General features: G+C 76.5%; 1 protein-coding gene. It reads left to right on the forward strand.

Annotation, left to right across the window (positions count from 1 at the left end):
- Positions 1-20,178 (forward strand): non-ribosomal peptide synthase/polyketide synthase, encoded by a 20,178-nt coding sequence (locus tag TR48_RS17350; protein ID WP_042368094.1) that lies wholly within the window; start codon positions 1-3, stop codon positions 20,176-20,178.
- The last annotated feature ends 48 nt before the right edge of the window (positions 20,179-20,226 follow it).

Here is a 20,226-nt window from a genome sequence, read left to right on the forward strand (position 1 = left end):
ATGACGTCTTCGAAGCGAAACGCCGACGCCCTGCCCGCCGACCTCCAGGAGGCGCTGCGGCGCCGACTCGCCGGGCGGGCCGCCGACACGTCCGGCGCGTCCGGCGGCCCAGGAGCCGGGGGCATCCCGGCGGCGGACCGGACGCGCCCGCTGCCGCTGTCCTTCGCCCAGCAGCGCCTGTGGTTCCTGGACCGGCTGCGCCCCGGTGACGCGCGCTACAACAGCGCCGTCGCCCTGCGGGTGACCGGCGACCTGGACCGCTCCGCGCTCTCCCGCGCGCTCGACCTGGTCGTGGCCCGCCACGAGGCGCTGCGCACCACGATCGAGGAGCGGGACGGGCGGCCGGTGCAGACCGTGCACCCCGCCGGCCCGGTCCCGCTGCCGGTCCGCGACCTGGACGCGGCGGGCGGTGGCGCGTCCGGGGAGCTGCCGCAGCAGCGGCTGTTGGAGCACAGGCTGCTGGAGGAGTACGCCCGGCCCTTCGACCTGGCGGCAGGACCGCTGCTGCGCGCCCTGTTGCTGCGCGAGTCGGACACCTCGCACGTGCTGCTGCTGACGGCCCACCACATCGTCACCGACGGCTGGTCGATGGGCGTCATGGTGGAGGAGCTGTGGACCGCCCACGACGCCCTCGCCCGAGGTACGCAGCCGCAGCTGCCGCCGGTGGCGGCGCAGTACCCGGACTACGCCGCCTGGCAGCGCGAGCAGCTGTCCGGCGTCCGGTTGGAGCGCCAGCTGGCCTTCTGGAAAGGCGCGTTGACCGGAGCGACAGCGCCCGAACCGCCGCTGGACCGGCCCCGTCGGGGCGAGGAGCCCGGCGCGGGCGCCGTGCACGCCTTCGCCGTCCCGGCGGACACCGCGGCTCGCCTGCGGCGGCTCGCCGCAGGCGAGCACACGACCGTGTTCACCGCCCTGGTCGCCGCCTGCCAGGCCCTGCTGGCCCGCTGGACCGGGCAGCGGGACATCACCGTCGGCTCGCTCACGCCCGGCCGCTCCCGCACCGATCTGGAACGGGCCGTCGGCTTCTACGTCAACACCGTGGCGCTGCGCACCGAGGTGGACACCGCCGCGAGCTTCCGCCGCCTGCTGGCCGCGGTGGCCGACACCGTCAACGACGCGTTCGCGCACGGCGACACGCCGTTCGAGCGCGTGGTGGAGGCCGCCGGCGCTCCCCGGGAGGCGGGCCGCAACCCGCTGTTCGACGTGATGGTCCTGCTCCACCCCGCGCCCGTCGCCCCCGCGCCGGGCGGTCTGGCGGTCTCCCACGTCCCGATACCCCGGCGGTCGGCCACCTTCGACCTCAGCGTCGAGTTCGTCCCCGACGGCGACGGCCTGACCGGCCTGCTCGAGTACCGCACCGACCTGTTCGACGCGGCCACCGTGGAGCGGATGGCGGACCAACTGCTGTGCCTGCTGACCGCCGTCGCCCAGGAGCCCGACCGGCCGCTGGGCGGCCTGCCGCTGCTCTCGGCGGCGGAGGCGCGTCGCATCACCGACGAGTGGAGCACCGGCGGGGAGGGGGACGCCGCGGCTCGGCCCGTCACCGAGAGCACCGTTCCCGCCCGCTTCGCGCAGCAGGCCGCCCGCACCCCGCTCGCCACCGCGCTGGTCGCCGGGGGAGAGCGGCTGGACTACGCGACCCTGGACGCCCGGGCCGACCGGCTCGCCCGCCGTCTCGTCGCGCTCGGCGCGGGCCCCGAGCGGCTGGTCGCCCTGCGGCTGCCGCGCACCGCCGACCTGGTGACCGCCGTGCTGGCCGTCTGGAAGGCGGGCGCCGGCTACTTGCCGCTGGACCCCGCGCTGCCCGAGGAACGCGTCCGCCTGCTGCTCGACGACGCCCGGCCCGCACTCGTCCTGGACGAGGCCGCGCTGCGATCGGCGACCGAGGCGCACGTCGAGGCCTCTCCCGGCGACGACGATCCGCTCGCCCCGCCCGACCCGGCGCACACCGCGTACGTCATCCACACCTCCGGCTCCACCGGCCGTCCCAAGGGCGTCCGCGTCACGCACCGGTCGCTGGCCGCGCTGCTCGCCGCGCACCGGCAGGGGTTCGTCACCGAGGCGGGCGGCGGGCCGTTGCGCGTGGCGCTGACGGCCTCGTTCTCCTTCGACACCTCGCTGGAGGGCCTGCTGCTGCTGGCCGACGGCCACCCGCTGCACCTGGTCGACGAGACCACCCGCCTCGACGCCGCCGCCCTGGTCGCCTACGTGGTCGACCACCGCATCGACTTCCTCGACCTGACGCCCACCTACCTGCGGCAACTGCTGCCCGCCGGACTGCTCACCGACTCGCGCCACCGTCCCCGGGTGCTGATGCTCGGCGGCGAGCCGGTCGGCCGGGGCCTGTGGCGCGAGCTGGCCGGGCACGAGGGCGTCGCCGCCTACAACTTCTACGGCCCCACCGAGTGCACCGTCGACGCGTTGGCCTGCCGTATCGAGGGCGACGGCCGCCCGCTGGTGGGCCGACCGCTGCCGGGCGTGCGCGCCTACGTCCTGGACGACCGGCTGCGACCCCTCCCGCCGGGCGTCGGCGGCGAGCTGTACCTGGCGGGGGAGCAGCTGGCCCGCGGCTACCTGAACCGGCCCGGCCTGACCGCCGCGCGGTTCGTCGCGGATCCCTTCGGGGAGCCCGGCTCGCGGATGTACCGCACCGGCGACCTGGCCCGCTGGACCCCCGACGGGCGGCTGGACTACCTGGGCCGGGTCGACGACCAGGTCAAGGTGCGCGGCCACCGCATCGAGCCCGGCGAGGTCGAGGCGGCGCTGCTGGACCTGCCCGGCGTCGCCGCGGCGGCGGTCGCCGCCGTCCCCGACGCGCACGGTCATCTGCGGCTCGCCGCCTACCTGGTGGGCGCGGCCGGCGCTTCCGTGCCGGTCGGCTCCGAGCTGCGGGCGGCCTGCCGGCGCGTCCTGCCCGACCACCTGGTGCCCTCGTCCTTCACCGTGCTCGACGCGCTGCCGCTGACCACCAGCGGCAAGCTGGACCGGCGCGCGCTGGCCGCGCTCGGCCCCGGAACGGCTCCGCGCGAACGCGAGTACGTCGCCGCCCGCACCCCACAGGAGGAGGCCCTCGCGACGATCTGGTCCGAGGTGCTGGGCGTCGCCCAGGTCGGTGTGACCGACAACTTCTTCGAGCTCGGCGGCGACTCGATCCTCTCCATCCAGGCGGTCTCCCGGGCCCGCGCCGCCGGGCTGCACCTCACCTCCCAGGACGTCTTCCGCCACCAGACCGTCGCCGACCTGGCGGCCGCCGCCGCGGGCCGCCGCGCGACCGAGCACCCCGAGGCCGCCCAGGCGTACGACGACGGCCCCGCGCCGCTGACGCCCGTGCAGGAGTGGTTCTTCGCGACCCACGGTCCGCTGCGCCACTACAGCATGTCGATGCTGCTGGACCTGCCCCGCGACCTCGACGAGCAGGCCCTCGTCCGGGCTGTCGAGGCGGTGGCCGCCCGGCACCCGGCGCTGCGCACCCGGTTCACGCGCGACGGGTCCGGCTGGCGGCAGGAGCCCGGCGTCGGTCCCGTCGACGGGCTGATGACCCGGCACGAGCGCACCGCGGAGGACCCGGACGCCGCCCGCGCCGAGGCCGCCGAGGCCGCCCGCGCGGCCCTCGACCCCGCGATCGGCTCCCTGCTGCGCGCCGCTCTGCTGCTGCCCGCACCGGGTGAGCAGGACGTGCGCCCGCAGCTGTTCCTGACGGCGCACCACCTCGCGGTCGACGGCGTCTCCTGGCGGATCCTTCTCGCCGACCTGGAGGACGCCTACCGGCAGGCGTGCCGGGGCGAGACGATCCGGCTGGAACCGGCCGGCACGCCCTTCGCCCACTGGGCCGCCCACCTCTCGCGGCGGGTGCGCGCGGGCGAACTGGACGACGACCTGCCCTACTGGACGGCCCAGGCAGCCGAACCGACCACCCCCCTGCCCGTCGACCGCTCCGGCGAGGCGCTCGCCGGCACGGTCCGGACCGTGCGCACCCGCCTGGACCGGGCCGCCACCGACGCGCTGCTGCGCCAGGTGCCCGGCGTCTACCGCACCCAGGTCAACGACGCGCTGCTCAGTGCCCTGGGCCGGGCGCTCGCCGACTGGGCGGACACCGAGCGCGTAACCGTCGCCCTGGAGGGCCACGGCCGCGAGGAGTTGGGCGACCCGGCCGCCGACCGGGGCGTCGACGTGTCGCGCACGGTCGGCTGGTTCACCACCCAGTACCCCGTCACGCTGGCCCCGGCCGGACCCGCCGCCGACCCGGACTGGGCCGCCACCTTGAAGGGCGTGAAGGAACAGCTGCGGGCCGTGCCGCGGCGCGGCCTCGGCTACGAGGCGCTGGCCCGCCTGGGCTCGCCCGACCCCGCCGCCTGTGCCCTCGGCGCGCGGCCGCTGCCGCAGGTGTGCTTCACCTACCACGGGCAGTGGGAGCTGCCCGACGGGCGGGACTTCGCCCCGGCCGCCGACGACGTGCCCGGCCGGGAGGTCGCGGCCGACGAACCGCTGGACCACCTGCTGGACGTCTCGGCCCTGGTGCTCGACGGCGCGCTGGAGATCACCTGGCACTACAGCGACCAGGTCCACCACACCGCCACCGTGCAGGGGTTGGCGGACGCCATGGTCCGGGCTCTGACCTCGATCATCGAGCACTGCGCCCAGCCCGGTGCGGGCGGCCGCACGCCGTCCGACTTCCCGCTGGCGCGGCTCGACCAGGCCGGGGTGGACCGCCTCGTCGGCGACGGCCGCGACGTGGTGGACGTCCTGCCGCTGACGCCGCTTCAGGAGGGCATGCTCTTCCACCGCCTGGTGGGCGGCCCCGACGACGTCTACGTGGACCAGGCCGCCCTGCTCCTCGACGGCGTCGCGGACCCGCACGCCCTCGAACGGGCCTGGCAGCGTGTGGCCGACCGGACGCCCGCGCTGGCCACCTCCGTGGTCTGGGAGGACGTGCCCGTGCCGGTGCAGGTCGTGCACCGGGGGGTGCGCCTGCCGGTGACCCACCTCGACTGGCGGGACCTCACCGAGGCCGAGCGCGCCGAACGCCTGGCCGAGCTGCGCGCCGACGACCTCGCCCGCGGCCTGGACCTGAACACCGCCCCGCTGATGCGGCTCACCCTGGTCCGGCTCCCCGACGCACGGCTGCACCTGCTGTGGACCTCGCACCACCTGATCCTGGACGGCTGGAGCCTCGCCCAGGTGCTGACCGAGGTGTTCGAGGAGTACGCGGCCCTCACCGCGGGCGGTGAGGGCCGCCCGCCGCTGCGCCGTCCGTTCGGCGACTACGTGCGCTGGCTGGCCGACCAGGACGCCGAGGCCGTGCGCGCCCACTGGAGCGGCGTCCTCGACGGCTTCGCCACGCCCACCCCGCTGCCCGCCGACCGCACCCCGCGCGCGGTGCACGACGCCCGCTCCGCTGACCTCCACCAGGCGTACCTGTCGCAGGAGGTGTCGGAGCGCCTTACGCGCACCGCCCGGCAGGCCGGGCTCACGGCCGGCACCGTGGTGCAGGGCGCGTGGGCGCTGCTGCTCTCCCGCTACAGCGGCGAGCAGGACGTGGTGTTCGGCACCACCGTCTCGGGACGGCCCGACGACCTGCCCGGCGTCGAGTCGATGGTCGGCATGTTCATCAACACCCTGCCCACCCGGGTCCGCGTGCCGGGCCACCGCGCCGCCGACGAGTGGCTGCGCGAACTCCAGGACGCCCAGGCCGAGTCGCGGCGCTTCGCCGCGGTCTCGCTGGCCGAGCTGGCCTCGCTGAGCGAGGTGCCCTCCGGCAGCCCGCTCTTCCACAGCGTCGTCGCCTTCGAGAACTACCCCTTCGACGAGGCCCGCGCGGCCACGTCCGGGGTGCGGCTGGTCGAGGTCGCCTCGCGGGACGCCACCAACTACCCGCTCGTGCTCCGGGCCTACCAGGGTGAGCGCCTGGGCCTGGACCTGGCCTACGACCCGCGGCTGTTCGACGCCTCGACCGTCCGGGCGCTCGCGGGGCGGCTGTGCCGGCTGCTCACCGAGCTCGCCGACGACCTCGGCCGCCCGCTGCGCGCCCTGGCCTGGACGACCCCCGAGGAACGGCGGCAGCTGGTCACCGAGTGGAACGGCGCCGAGCAGGGCCGGCCCGACCGGACCCTGGTGGAGCTGTTCGAGGCCCAGGCCGCCCGCCGCCCCGACGCCGTCGCCGTCAGCTGCGGCCCCGACCGCCTCGACTACGCCGCCCTGGACGCCCGGGCAACCCGGCTCGCCCACCGGCTGGCCGAGTTGGGCGCGCGACCGGAGCGCTACGTGGCGCTCGCCCTGCCGCGCTGCACCGACCAGGTCGTCGCGATCCTCGCCACGCTGAAGACGGGTGCGGCCTACCTGCCGATCGACCCCGCCTCGCCCGAGGAGCGGATCGCCGGGCTGCTGGCGGACGCCGCCCCGGTGGCCCTGGTGACCACCACCGCGACCGTCGGGCGGCTGCGCGGCGGCGCGGTGCCGATGCTGCCGCTGGACGACCCGGCCGTGCGGGCCGACCTGGCCTCCGGCCCCGTGAAGGCGCTCGACCCCGCCCTGCGGCCCCGGCCGGAGAACCCCGCCTACACCATCTACACCTCCGGCTCGACGGGACGCCCCAAGGGCGTCGTGGTGCCGCACGCCAACGTGGTGCGCCTGTTCACCCGGACCAGCCGCTGGTTCGGCTTCGACGAGCACGACGTGTGGACCCTGTTCCACTCCTACGCCTTCGACTTCTCCGTGTGGGAACTGTGGGGCGCGCTGCTGCACGGGGGCCGGCTCGTGGTCGTGCCCGAGGACGTGGCGCGCTCCCCGGAGGACTTCCTGCGCCTGCTCGCCGACGAGCAGGTGACCGTGCTCAACCAGACCCCGTCCGCTTTCTATCCGCTGGTGCGCGCGGACGCCGAGCACCCGGAGATCCGCTCCCGGCTGGTCCTGCGCACAGTGGTCTTCGGCGGGGAGGCCCTCGACGTCGAGCGGCTCGCCGACTGGTACCGCCGTCACCCCGACAGCGCCCCGCGCCTGGTCAACATGTACGGCATCACCGAGACCACGGTGCACGTCACCTACGCCCCGCTCGGCCACGCGGTGGCCGCCGAAGGCGGCGCGAGCCCGATCGGCACGGGCATCCCGGACCTGCGCACCTATGTCCTCGACGGCGACCTCGTCCCGACGCCGCCCGGGGCCGTCGGCGAGCTCTACGTGGCGGGCGAAGGCCTCGCGCGCGGATACCTCGGCCGGCCCGGACTGACCGCCGCCCGCTTCGTCGCCGATCCCTTCGGACGGAGCGGCGCCCGCATGTACCGCACCGGCGACCGGGCAAGGTGGCGCGCTGACGGCACCCTGGAGTACCTGGGCCGGGCCGACCAGCAGGTGAAGATCCGCGGCTACCGGATCGAGCCCGGCGAGATCGAGGCCGCGCTGCACACCCACCCGGGTGTCGCCGCCGCCTCGGTGAACGTCCATCAGGACGCCGCCGGGACGCGGCGGCTGGTCGCGCACGTCGTCCCCATGACAGGTGAGGAGCCGTCCGCCGCGGAGCTGCGCGCCCATCTGGAGCGGCTGCTGCCCGCGCACATGGTGCCCGCCGCCTACGTCCCGATGCCCGCGCTGCCGCTCACCCCCAACGGCAAGCTCGACCGGCGCGCCCTGCCCGCCCCCGGACCGGACGGCTTCGTCACCGTCGCGGACCGCACCGCGCCGCGCACCGCCGCCGAACGCCTGGTCGCGCGGGCCTGGGCGGACGTCCTCGCCGTGGACGAGGTCGGCGTGGGCGACGACTTCTTCGCCCTGGGTGGCGACTCCATCCTGGCCGTCCGGGTGACCTCCCGGCTGCGCGCCGCCTTCGGCGCGGACGTCTCCCCGCGGCTGCTGTTCACCCACCCCACCGTTGCCGCACTGGCCGTCGCCCTCGGCGAGCCGCCCGAGCCCGAGCCGCAGCGGCCGACGGGCCCGGTCCCGGCCACCGACCCGAGCACGCCCGCGCCGCCGGTCCCGGCCACCGACCCGAGCACGCCCGCGCCGCTGTCCTACGCCCAGCAGCGCCTGTGGTTCCTCGACCGCTTCCAGCCCGGCAGCACCGAGTACACCACCTTGTCCGCGCTCAGGCTGCGCGGAGAGCTCGACGAGGCCGCCCTGCGCACAGCCGTCGACGGCCTGGTCGCGCGCCACGAGGCGCTGCGCACCACCTTCGCCGACCACGACGGCGCGCCGCGCCAGACCGTGCACCCGCCGTACCCGGTGGCGCTGCCCGTCCACGACCTGGGCGCGGCCGACGACCCGTCGGCGGCGCTGGAGGCGTTCCTCGCGGACGAGGCCGCCACCCCGTTCGACCTCGCGACCGGCCCGCTGCTGCGTGCCCGGCTCGCCCGACTGGGCCCGGACGAGCACGTCCTGACGCTGGCCCTGCACCACATCGTCACCGACGGCTGGTCGCTCGGCGTGCTCGGACGGGACCTGAGCGAGCTGTACGCGGCGGCGCTCGCGGGCCGCGCCCCCGACCTGCCCGAACTCCCGTTGCGCTACAGCGACTTCGCCGTCCGGCAGCGCAGCCGCGCCGACCGGGCCGAGGCGGACCTGGCCTACTGGCGCGGGGCCCTGGAGGGCCTCGCCCCGCTGGAGCCGCCCACCGACCGGCCCCGGCCCGCCGTCCGCACCGGCGAGGGCGCCCTGGTCACCTTCACCCTGCCCGCCGCGCTGACCGAGCGGCTGCGCGAGACCGGCCGCGCCGCCGACACCACCCTCTACACCACGCTGGTGACAGCCTGCCAGGTGCTCCTCTCGCGCTGGACCGGTCAGCGGGACGTCGCCCTCGGCACGGTGACCGCGGGCCGGGACGACCCCGACCTGCACGAGGTCGTCGGCATGTTCGTCAACACCCTGGTGCTGCGCGGGCGGATCCGCCCGGAGCGGTCCTTCCGGGAGCACCTGGCGGAGGGGCGCGCCGCCGTCCTGGACGCGTTCGCCCACCAGGAGGCGCCCTTCGAGCGGCTCGTGGACGCCCTCCAGCCCGAGCGGGACACCAGCCGCACCCCGCTGTTCCAGGTCATGGTGGCGCTGCACAACCTCGGCGTCGAGGCGCCGCGGCTGCCCGGCCTCGACGTCGAACCGGTGACGCCGCCGGTCCGCCACTCCTCCTACGACCTGGCCTTCGACTTCGTCGCGGGCGAGGACGGCCTCACCGGCCATCTGGAGTACGACACCGCCCTGTTCGACGCGGCCACCGCCGCGAGCCTGGCCGCGCGGCTGCGCCTGCTGCTGGAGGCCGCCGCCGACGACCCGGACCGGCCGGTCGGCGCGCTGCCGCTGATGACGGACGACGAGCGCCGCCGCGTCCTCACGCGGTGGCAGGGCGAGCGCACGCCCCCCGCCGAGGCCACCCTGACCGAGCTGTGGGAGGCACAGGCCGCGCGCGACCCGCACGCCGCCGCGCTGACGGCCCGCGACGCCGTCCTCGACGCCGGCGCCCTCAACGCGCGCGCCAACCGGCTGGCCCACCACCTGATCGCCCTCGGGGTGGGCCCCGAACGCGTCGTCGCCGTCCGGCTGCCGCGCACCACCGACCTGATGGTGGCCGTGTTGGCCGTGCTCAAGACGGGCGGCGCGCTGCTGCTGCTCGACCCCGACCTGCCCGAGGAGCGCGTCGCGTTCCTCCTCGACGACGCCGCGCCGCACACCGTCGTCACGGCGGAGACGCTGCACGCGGCCCCGTGGTCCGCCCTGGCCAGCCACGACCCGACCGACGCCGACCGGATCGCCCCGCTGCATCCGGAGAACACCGCGTACCTCGTCTACACCTCCGGCTCGACCGGCCGTCCCAAGGGCGTCGCGGTGGAACACCGCCAGCTCGCCAACCTCTGCCACGACCACCGCGACGGCCTGCTCGCCCCGCACACCGCCGACGGCGGCCGGCTGCGCGCGGCGCTCAGCGCCTCGTGCTCCTTCGACACCTTCTGGGAGGGCCCGCTGCTGCTGGCGCTGGGCCACGAGGTGCACCTCGTCGACGAGGACGTGCGCCGGGACCCCGAGGCCTTCCACGCCCTGGTCGCCGACCGGCGGCTGGACCTGGTCAACGTCACCCCCACCTTCCTGCGGGAACTGATCGCCGCCGGACTCCTCGCCGCCGACGGCCACCGGCCCCGGGTGCTGCTGGTGGGCGGGGAGGCCGTCGGCCCCGCGCTCTGGCAGCGGCTGGCCGTGGCCGAGCAGGAGCTCGGCGTCACCGCGTACAACGTGTACGGGCCCACCGAGTGCACCGTCGACGCCGTCTACGGCCCGTGCGCCGACCGGCCCGACCGGCCGGTCATCGGCCGTCCCGGGCGGAACCTGTGCGCCTACGTGCTCGACGACGCGCTGCGCCCGGTCCCGCCCGGCACGCCGGGAGAGCTGTACCTGGCGGGGGCGCAGGTGGCGCGCGGCTATCTGAACCGGCCGGGCCTGACCGCGAGCCGTTACCTCGCCGACCCGTTCGGCGCGCCGGGGGAGCGGATGTACCGCACCGGCGACCGGGCGCGCTGGGACGCGCAGGGCCGGCTGGAGTTCCTCGGCCGGGTCGACGAGCAGGTGAAGATCCGCGGCTTCCGCATCGAACCGGGCGAGGTGGAGGCGGCCCTGCTGGGGCACCGCGATGTCGCCGACTCCGTGGTGACCGTCCGTGAGCTCGCCGGGCGTCCCGTGCTGGTCGGCTACCTGGTGCCCGCCGGGGACCGCACCCCGTCGCCCGACGAGCTGCGGCTGTGGCTGCGCCGGACGCTGCCGGACCACATGGTGCCCGCCGCCTTCGTCGCGCTGGCCCGCATCCCGCGCACCACCAGCGGCAAGACCGACCGGCGCGCCCTGCCCGCCCCCTCGCAGCGCCCCGGGACCGGCACCCGGTACGTGGCCCCGCGTCCGGGCACGGAGGCACGGCTGGCCGCCCTGTGGGCGGAGGTCCTCGGCGTCGAACGGGTGGGGGCGCAGGACAACTTCTTCACCCTCGGCGGGGACTCGATCCTCAGCATCCAGATCGTCTCCCGCGCCCGCCAGGCCGGGCTGAACCTGACCACCAAGGACGTCTTCCGCCACCAGACCGTCGCCGAACTGGCCCTGCGCGTCACCGAGACCGAGCGGCGGCCCGCCGCCGCGGCCGCCGACGCCCCGGCCGAGGCGCCGCTCAGCCCGATCCAGCGCTGGTACCTGGACGCCCGCCGCCCGGGCGACCCGCTGCGCTTCACCATGTCCCAGCGGCTCGAACTCGCTCCCGGCACCGACCCGGAGGCGTTGCGCGCGGCCGTCGACGCGCTCGTGCGGCGGCACGCCGCCCTGCGGACCCGGTTCCGTCGCACCGGCGCCGGCTGGCGCCAGGAGGTGCTGCCCGAGGCCCCGGCGGGCGTGTTCCGGCGCCACGACCTGGCGGGCCTGTTCGGGGCCGCGCTGGAAGGGCGCGTCCGGCAGGCCGCCGAGGAGGCCCGGTCCGTGCTCGACCCCGCCGAGGGCCGGGTGGTGCGGGTGCTGCTGTTCGACCGCGGACCGCGACGCCCCGCCCAACTGCTCGTCGTCGCACACCATCTGGTGGTGGACGGGGTCTCCTGGCGCATCCTGCTGCCCGACCTGGAGACCGCCTACCGGGCGGCAGAGGCCGGGGCCCCCGTCGAGCTGCCCGAGCCGGGCGCCACCCACGGCCAGTGGGCCGCCCGCCTGGAGCAGCACACGCGTTCCGGCGCGTTCGACGCTGACCTCACCCACTGGAGGCGCACCGCCGCCGCCCCGGTCGCGCTGCGCGCCCCCGGACAAGGCGCCAACACCCACGGCGCCGCGGCCACCGTCACGGTGACCCTGGAGCCGAAGCTGACCGACGCCCTGCTGCGCCACGTCCCCGACGCCTACCGCACCCAGGTCAACGACGTGCTGCTGAGCGCCCTCGGCCGCACCCTGACCCGCTGGTGCGCGAGCGACACCGTCCTGGTCGGCGTCGAGGGCCACGGGCGCGAGGACCTCTTCGACGACATGGACCTGTCGCGCACGGTCGGCTGGTTCACCGCCGAGTTCCCGCTCGCCCTGACGGTCCGTCCGGACGCAGGCTGGCACGACACCCTGCGGTCGGTGAAGGAGCAGCTGCGCGCCGTCCCGCTGCACGGCCTGAGCCACGGCGCGCTGCGCCACCTGCTGCCCGAGAGCCCCCTCGCGGGCGCACCCGCGCCGCAGGTCGGGTTCAACTACCACGGCCGGTGGGACGCGGGCCACGGCGAGGCCGACGGGCTCTACCGCGCCGCGCTTCCGCCCGTCGGGCGCGACACCGACCCGGACGAGCCCCGGCCCTACCTGCTCGACGTCACCGGCGTCGTCCAGGACGGACGGCTCGAGCTCGGCTGGACCTACCCGACCGCCCTCTACGACGAGGCCGAGGTGCGCCGCCTGGCCGAGGACATGGCCGGGGCGCTGCGCGAGATCGCGGAGCACTGCGCCCGCCCCGACGCAGGGGGACGCACCCCCTCGGACTTCCCGCTCGCCGGGCTCGACCAGGACCGGCTGGACGCGCTGGTCGGCGACGGCCGGCAGGTCGACGACGTCCTGCCACTGACGCCGCTGCAGGCCGGGATGCTCTTCCACGGGCTGGTCGACGCCGACACCGACGTCCACACCGACACCGGGAGCGCCTACGTCGACCGGACGGCCGTCCGGCTCTCGGGCGTCGCCGACCCGCAGGCGTTCGCCACCGCGTGGCAGCAGGTCGCCGACCGCACCCCGGTGCTGCGCACCAGCGTCCACTGGCAGGGCCTGCCCCACCCGGTGCAGCTCGTCCACCGGCGCGCCGAGCTGCCCGTCACCCACCTCGACTGGCGCGACCTTGCCCCCGCCCAGCGGCAGCAGGCCCTCGACGACCTGCTGGAGCGCGACCGCGCGGCGGGCATGGAGCCGACCACCGCGCCGCTCACCCGTCTGACCCTCGCCCAGCTGCCCGGCGACGAGGTCTGGTTGCTGTGGACGACGCACCACCTGATCCTCGACGGCTGGAGCACCGCCCAACTGCTCACCGAGGTGTGCGAGCGCTACGCCGCGCTCACCGGCGGCCCCGACGCCGCCCCGCCCGTCCGGCGTCCGTTCGCCGACTTCCTGCGCTGGCTGTCGGAACAGGACGAGACGGTCGCCGAACGGTACTGGGCCGACGCCCTCCACGGGTTCACGGCGCGCACCCCGCTGCCCTACGACCGGACCCCCGCGGAGGCGCACCGCGCCCGCTCCGCCGCGGCTGTCTCCCACGAGCTGTCCGCGCCCGCCTCGGCGCGCCTGCGGGAGAGCGCCGCCCGCGCGGGACTCACCGTCAGCACCGTGCTCCAAGGCGCCTGGGCGCTGCTGCTGGCCCGCTCCGGCGGCACCGCCGACGTGGTGTTCGGCACCACCGTCTCCGGCCGCCCGGCCGAACTGCCGGGCGTGGACACCATGACCGGCATGTTCATCAACACCGTGCCGACCCGCGTCCGCGTCCCCGAGACCGGGGTCCTGTCGTGGCTGCGGAGCCTCCAGGAGCAGCAGAGCGACGCCCGCCCGCACGACTGGCTCGCGCTGCCCCGCATCCAGTCCGTCAGCGGCGTGCCCGCGGGCGAGACCCTGTTCGACAGCATGGTGGTGTTCGAGAACTACCCGGTCGACGAGTCGGCCGCGGACCGCACCGGCGTGCGCGTCGAGGGCGTCCGCGCCGAGGACGCCACGACGTTCCCGCTGTGCCTTCGCGCCCACCTGGCCGACCGGCTCGGCTTCGACCTGGCCTACGACCCCGCCCTGTTCGACCGGGCCACCGTCGAACGTGCAGGGGACCGGCTCGCGGCCCTGCTCACGGCCATCGCCGAGAGCCTGGACGACCACGGCGAGGTGCGCGACCTGACGGCGCTCACCCCCGACGACAGCGCGCTGCTCGCGCGGTGGAACGCCACCGCCCGCCGCGCCGCGCCCGCGAGCCCGGTGGCGGTCTTCGCCGAGCAGGCCCGTCGCACACCGGACGCGGTGGCGGTGCAGGACGGCCCGCGCCGGCTGACCTACCGCCGCCTGGACGCGTGGTCGGACCGCCTGGCCGCCCGCCTGCGCGCCGACGGGCTCGCGCCCGAGGGCCGGGTGGCGCTGCTGCTGGAGCGATCCGCCGAACTCGTCGTCGCCCAGCTCGCCGTGCTGAAGGCCGGCGGCGCCTACCTGCCCGTGGACACCCGCGCCCCGGAGGAGCGCCGTCTCGCCCTGCTCGCCGAGGCGGGCGTCGCCGCCCGGCTCACCGCCGCGCAGGTCGCGGCCGCCGAAGCCGACCCGGCCGCGACTCGCGCCGCGGTCGCGGACCCGGACCGGCTGGCCTACGTGATGTTCACCTCCGGATCCACCGGCACCCCCAAGGCGGTCGCGGTCCGCCACCGCGACATCGCCTCGCTCGCCACCGACAGCCGCTTCGCCGACGGCGTCTGCGACCGCGTGCTGCTGCACTCGCCCGTCGCCTTCGACGCCGCCACCTTCGAGGTGTGGGCGCCGCTGCTCACCGGCGGCCGTGTCGTCGTCGCGCCCGAAGGCCCGGTCGACGCGGCGGTGCTGCGGCGGCTCCGCGCCGACGGCGGGCTGACGGCCGCCTGGCTGACCGCGGGCCTGTTCCGGCTGCTCGCGCAGGACGCCCCCGAGTGCCTCGCGGGCCTGCGCCAGGTGTGGACCGGCGGCGACACCGTGCCCGCCGCGGCCGTGCGCCGGGTGCTCGCCGCCTGCCCCGGCCTGACGGTCGTGGACGGCTACGGGCCGACCGAGGCCACCACCTTCACCACCTCCTGCGCGTTCGCCGACGCGGCCGCCGTGCCCGACACGCTGCCCATCGGCCGCCCGCTGGACGACATGCGGGTGCACGTCCTCGACGCCCGGCTGCGGCCCGTCCCGCCGGGCAGCCCGGGGGAGCTGTACGCGGCCGGGGAGGGCGTGGCCCGCGGCTACCTCGGCCGCCCCGGCGAGACCGCCGCCCGCTTCGTGGCCGACCCGTCCGGGCCGCCCGGCGCCCGCATGTACCGCACCGGCGACCTGGCCCGGCGGCGCACGGACGGCACGGTCGAGTTCCTGGGCCGGGCCGACGACCAGGTCAAGATCCGCGGGTTCCGGGTCGAGCCCGGCGAGGCCGAGGCCGCCCTCGCCGCCCACCCCGGTGTCACCGACGTGGCCGTGATCGCCCGCGAGGACCGGCCCGGCGCGCGCCGGCTGGTCGCCTACGTGGTCGGCCCCGACGCCCACGACGACGACGGACTGCGGGAGTTCGCGCGCCGTTCGCTGCCCGACTACCTCGTCCCCTCGGCGTTCGTGCCGCTGGTCTCACTGCCGCTGAGCGGCAACGGCAAGGTCGACCGCGCGGCGCTGCCCGCCCCGCAGGCCGACCCCGACGGGGGCCGGCCGCGCACCGAGCCCCGCACCGACGGCGAACGCCGCACGGCGGACGTCTTCGCCGAGGTGCTCGGCGTCGAACGGCCGGGAGTCGAGGACGACTTCTTCCGGCTGGGCGGTGACTCCCTGCTCAGCATCCGCCTCGCCTCCCGCCTCGCCGAGGAGTTCGGCGCCCCGCTGTCCCCGCGCGCCGTGTTCACGCACCCCACTCCGGCGGCGCTCGCCGAGTTGGTCGCCGGGCTGCTCGCCGCGCCGGGCGCCGGGCGCGCCGACGACACCGCGCGGCGCGCGGTCCGACCCGTGGCCAGGGATGCCGCGGACGGCGTCGCGCCGATGTCCTACGCCCAGCAACGCTTGTGGTTCCTGGAGGAGTTCGCGCCCGGCGGCGCGGAGTACGTCACCGCGCTGGCGCTGCGCCTGCGCGGCGGCCTCGACCGCCGCGCCCTCTCGGCGGCCCTGGACGCCCTGGTCGCGCGGCACGAGTCGCTGCGCACCACCTTCGACTCGGTGGACGGTCACGGCGTCCAGCACATCCACCCGCCCACGGTCGTGCCGCTGCCGCTGCACGACCTGTCCGGGCGGCCCGAGCGGGAACAGGCCGCCCGGCTCGACCGGCTGCTGGCGGGCGAGCGCAACAAGCCCTTCGACCTGCGCACGGGCCCGCTGCTGCGCGCCGGGCTGGTCCGCCTGGCCGACGACCACCACGTGCTCTCGCTGTGCCTGCACCACATCGTCACCGACGGCTGGTCCACGGCGGTGCTCACCGGCGACCTGGCCCACCTCTACCGCCTCGAACTCGGCGCCACCGCGCAGCCGCTGCCGCCGCTCCCGGTGCAGTACGCAGACTACGCCCACTGGCAGCGCACCGACGGCGCCAAGGAGAGCGCCGCGCAGCTGGCCTACTGGAAGCAGCACCTCGCCGACGTCCCGCCGCTGGACCTGCCCACCGACCGGCCGCGCCCGGCGGTGCGCACCCGGGCGGCCGCGACCACGCGCCTCGCACTGACCGAGCGCACCGCCCAGGGCCTGGCCCGGCTGAGCCGCGCCCACGGCACCACGGTGTTCACCACCCTCGTCGCCGCCGCGCAGACCTTCCTCGCGCGGCTCTCCGGCGGCCGGGACATCGCCGTCGGGACCGTCACCTCCGGCCGCGACCGGGCCGAGACGCAGGCCCTGGTCGGGTTCTTCGTCAACACCCTGGTGCTGCGCTCGCAGGTCGAACCGGCCCGGCCGTTCACCGAGTTCCTCGACGCGGTGCGCGGGACGGTCCGGGACGCACTCGAAAACCAGGAGGCCCCCTTCGAGCAGGTCGTGGACGCGGTGCAGCCGGAGCGCGACACCAGCCGCACGCCGCTCTTCCAGGTCATGGTGGTGCTCCAGAACACCCCGAGGGCCGACCTCGCGCTGCCCGGCCTGGAGGTCGACGACATCGCGACCGAGATCGACCACGCGCCGTTCGACCTCACCCTGGAGTTCGCCGAGACCGACTCCGGCGCCCTGCACGGCCTGCTCACCTACGCGACCGACCTGTTCGACGCCGCCACCGCCGAACGGATGGCCGACCAGCTCGGCACCCTGCTGGCCGCCGTCGCCGACGATCCGCGCCGCCCGCTGGGCAGCCTTCCGCTGGCCTCGGAGGAACAGTTGGCCGCCGTCCTCGCGCAGGGCCGCGGAACGGCCCGGCCGGTCCCGGCGGCCACCCTGCCGGAGCTGTTCGAACGGCAGGTCGCCCGCACGCCCGACGCGACGGCGCTGGCGGACGGCGGCTGGCGGCTGACCTACGCCCAGGTGGACCGCGCCGCGAACCGGCTGGCGCACCGGCTGATCGCGCGCGGCGTCGGTCCCGAGCAGGTGGTGGCGCTCGCCCTGCCGCGCGGCGCGGCCATGGTCGTGGCGCAGCTCGCGGTGGTCAAGGCGGGCGGCGCCTACCTGCCGGTGGACCCCGACTACCCGCAGCAGCGACGGGACTTCATGCTGCGCGACGCGGGCGCCCGGATGGTCCTGGACGACCCCACCGAGATCCTGCTCGACGTCCCGGCTGATGTTCCGGCCGACGGCTCGGCCGACGAGCCGGAGGCCGCCCCCGTCGACGCCGACCGCACCGCCGCGCTGACCCCCGACCACCCGGCGTACGTGATCTACACCTCCGGGTCGACGGGCACCCCCAAGGGCGTCGTCGTCACGCACCGGGGGCTGGCGGGCTTCGCCGCCGCGGCGGCCGAGCGCTACGCGGTCGGCCCCGGCGACCGGGTGCTGCAGTTCGCGTCCCCCAGCTTCGACGCCTCCGTGCTGGAGCTGTGCGTGTCGCTGCTCGCCGGGGCCACCCTGGTGACCGGCGAGGAGGGCCCGCTCGTCGGCGAACGGCTGGCCGAGGTGCTCGCCGAGCGGAGCATCAGCCACGCCCTGATCCCCCCGGCGGCCCTGGCCACCCTGGCCCCGGGCGCCCCCGCGGCCCTGCCGGGTCTGCGCACCCTGATCGTGGGCGCCGAGGCCTGCCCCGCCGACCTCGTCGAACGCTGGGCCCCCGGACGCCGGGTGGTCAACTCGTACGGGCCGACCGAGGCCACCGTGGTCGCCACCTGGACCGGACCGCTGGCTCCGACCGCCGCCGTACCGCCGATCGGCCGTCCGGCGGGCGCCACCCGGGTCCTGCTGCTCGACGCGCGGCTGCGGCCGGTCCCGCCCGGCGTCACCGGCGAGCTGTACCTCGCGGGCCCCGGCCTCGCCCGCGGCTACCTCGGCCGCCCGGGACTGACCGCCCGTCACTTCGTGGCGGACCCGTTCGGGGAGCCGGGGGAGCGGATGTACCGCACGGGCGACCTGGCCCGCTGGGGCGCCGACGGCCAGCTGTACTTCGCGGGCCGCGCCGACCACCAGGTCAAGCTGCGCGGCTTCCGCATCGAGCCGGGGGAGATCGAGAGCGCGCTGCGCCGCAGTCCCCAGGTCCGGGACGCGGTGGTCGTGGTCCGTGCCGGGCGCGACGCCGGCGGCGGTGAGTCCGGCGGTGCGGCGCGGCTCGTCGCCTACCTCGTCCCGGCCGAGGGAGGAGCCGACGACCTGGCCGTGCCGCAGTTGCGCGAGCATCTGGCCGGTCTGCTGCCCGCGCACATGGTGCCCTCCGCCTTCGTGCCGCTGGAGCGGCTGCCGCTCACCCCGAGCGGCAAGACCGACCGGCAGGCCCTGCCCGACCCGGGCCCGGCGACCGCGGGCGGGCCGCGCACCGAACCGCGCACGCCGACCGAACGGCGCATCGCCCGCATCTGGGCGGACGTCCTCGGGGTGCCGGAGGTCGGCGCGGACGACAACTTCTTCCACCTGGGCGGCGACTCGGTCCTCAGCATGCAGGTGGTGTCCCGGCTGCGCCGCGACGGCCTGCACCTGGCCACCCGCGACCTGTTCACCCATCAGACGGTGGCCGAGCTCGCGGCCGTCGTCCGGCCGGTGCGCCAGGGCGGCGCGGCCGACGGCCCGGTGACCGGGGAGGTTCCGCTCACGCCCATCCAGGAGTGGTTCCTGACCACCCCGCGCGCCGGCCGCCACCACTTCAACCAGTCCGTGCTGCTCGCACTCCAGGAGACCCCCGACCCGGTCGCCCTGCGTACCGCCCTGAAGGCGCTGCTGGTGCACCACGACGCGCTGCGCATGCGATTCACCGAGGAGCGGGACGGCTGGCGTCAGTTCAACCCGGCGCCGTCCGAGGACGACGGCTTCGACCTCGTCCACCACGACCTCGCCGGGCTCCCGTCCGAGGAGGCCGACGCCGCGATGGAGAAGGCCGCCGACGACCTGCACACGGGATTCGACCTGGCCCGGGGGCCGCTGCTGCGCGCGGCCCTGTTCACCCGGGGCCGAGGCGGTCCGGCGCACCTCTTCCTGACCGCCCACCACCTCGTGGTGGACGCCGTCTCCTGGCGCATCCTGCGCGACGACCTGGAGGCCGCCTACCGGCAGGCCGCGAGCGGCGAGCCCGTCGCCCTGGGGGAGCGCACCACCTCCTTCCTGGACTGGTCCCGCCGACTCGCCGCCCACGTCGCCGACGGCGGCCTGGACCACGAACTGCCCTACTGGGAGCAGGCGGTGGCCGTCGGCGTGGACGATGCGCCCTCCGGCGCCGTCGACGTGCGGTCCGGCCCTGACACGGAACCGGCCCACGCGTTCACCGTCCAACTCGACGAGCCGGACACCGAGGCGCTGCTGCGCGCCGCGCCGACGGCGTACCGCACCCGCGTCAACGACGTCCTGCTCGCCGCCCTCGCCCTGGCTCTGGCCCGCTGGACCGGGCGCGACGAGGTCCGCCTCGACCTCGAAGGCCACGGCCGCGAGGACCTGCTCGACGGCGTGGACCTCTCGCGCACCGTCGGCTGGTTCACCACCGTCCACCCGGTCCGCCTCGCCGTAAGCGAGCCCGGCCTGTCCGGGCCCGACCGGGACTGGCGCGGCCTGGTGAAGTCGGTGCGCCGCCAACTGCGGGCCGTCCCGGGCAACGGGCTCGGCTTCGGCGCCCTGCGCACCTACGGGCCGCCCGAGGTCCGCCGACGGCTCGGGCACGCGGCGCACAGCCAGGTGGTGTTCAACTACCTCGGCCAGTGGGACGCCCGCCCGGACGAGGCGGAAGGCGGCCTGGTCCGCGCCGAACTCGGCTCCCTGGGCCGGGACCACGACCCCAGGGACGGCGGATCGCACCCGCTCGAGGTGGTGGGCGCCGTCCAGGGCGGCCGCCTGGCCTTCACCTGGCACCACCGCCCCGACCGTCACGACCCCGCGACAATCCGCCGCGTCGCCGAGGACTTCGCCGAGGCGCTGCGGCACATCGCCCGGCACGCGCGGGCCGGGCGGTGACGCCGCCCGGCGCCACCCGCGCGCCGCCGCCCGCCCACACCGTGAGCA

It is taken from the genome of Streptacidiphilus neutrinimicus, from assembly GCF_000787815.1.
GTDB lineage: Bacteria > Actinomycetota > Actinomycetes > Streptomycetales > Streptomycetaceae > Streptacidiphilus > Streptacidiphilus neutrinimicus.